At 39.9% G+C, this 1237-nt stretch carries 1 protein-coding gene and 1 other annotated feature; the gene reads left to right on the top strand.

Features of this window, described 5'->3' with window-relative positions; genetic code table 11:
• Nucleotides 1-4: 4 nt before the first annotated feature.
• A protein-coding gene (locus tag H9629_RS15265) for an IS3 family transposase (RefSeq protein WP_191731456.1) occupies nucleotides 5-1224 on the top strand; the annotation gives its coding sequence in 2 pieces (ribosomal slippage) (nucleotides 5-281 and nucleotides 281-1224; 1221 coding nt in all).
• Nucleotides 280-396 (top strand) — a sequence feature (AL1L pseudoknot). It overlaps the preceding gene by 117 nt.
• Nucleotides 1225-1237: the final 13 nt, after the last annotated feature.

Genomic DNA, 1237 nt, shown 5'->3' with positions numbered 1-1237 from the left:
CCCGATGACAAAATTAAAATATACCCCTGAAATCAGAGAAAGAGCGGTTCAATTATTGATTGAATCTGAAAAAGATTATCCTTCTACTTGGGCTGCAATCACAGCAATTGCGCCTAAGATTGGTTGTACTCCTGAAACACTTCGTGCCTGGCATCAAAAGCATTTAGATCAGCAAAATCCTATTAAAGTACAACAGATATCTGATCAAGAAAAAATGAAGCAAATGGAACGTGAAATTAAAGAATTAAAGCGTGCCAATGAAATTCTACGTAAAGCAGCCGCTTTTTTCGCCCAGGCGGAGCTCGACCGCCCACACAAATAATGGTGGATTTCATCCATAACAATAAAGACTTATATGGTGTTGATGCGATTTGTAGGATTTTACCGATCGCAGCTTCAACCTATTACCGAACTTTAGATCTCGCTGACAATCCAGAACATCGAGCGAAACGAGATCTACATGATGAGTATCATGCTGAACAAATTAAACGAATTTGGAAAGAAAGTTCAGGTCGATATGGTGTGCGTAAGGTCTGGCAACAATTGAAACGTGAAGGTTATGTTATCGCACGTTGTACAGTTGCTCGATTGATGCAGAAGCTAGGTATACAAGGTGTTTGGCGTGGTAAGAATAAACAAACCACCCGTAACCGAGATGATCAAAAAAGAGCAGATGATTTAGTGAAACGTAATTTTAATGCTGATCATCCTGACCAACTGTGGGTGAGTGACTTTACGTATATTCAAACTCATTCAGGCTGGGTCTATACCGCCTTTATTATTGATGTGTTCTCACGAGCAATTGTTGGATGGAAAGTATCTACACGGATGAATACAGATATGGTGCTCGATGCACTTGAGCAAGCATTGCACGATCGAGGCATGCCAAAGAATGTGATTCATCATTCCGATAGAGGTGTTCAATATCTTTCTATTCGCTATACCAATCGTTTAGAAGCTGCAAATTTACGAGCATCAGTCGGTACGACTGGTGATTCATACGATAATGCTTTGGCTGAAACGGTGAATGGCTTATACAAAACAGAGGTGATTGAATATTTAAAAGCAGATTGGCAAGGTTTAGCAGATGTACAACTTGCGACACTAAACTGGGTAGATTGGTTCAATAAAAAGCGTGTACACAGTGCACTGGGTTATGTATCGCCTTTTGAGTTTGAAGCAATGTACTATGATAAGATTAACCCGTTAGGTCAGGTGGCCTAACTTAAATAAAAAA

This window comes from Acinetobacter pecorum (genome assembly GCF_014837015.1).
Classification (GTDB): domain Bacteria; phylum Pseudomonadota; class Gammaproteobacteria; order Pseudomonadales; family Moraxellaceae; genus Acinetobacter; species Acinetobacter pecorum.
This window is presented reverse-complemented; position numbering and strand designations above follow the sequence as displayed.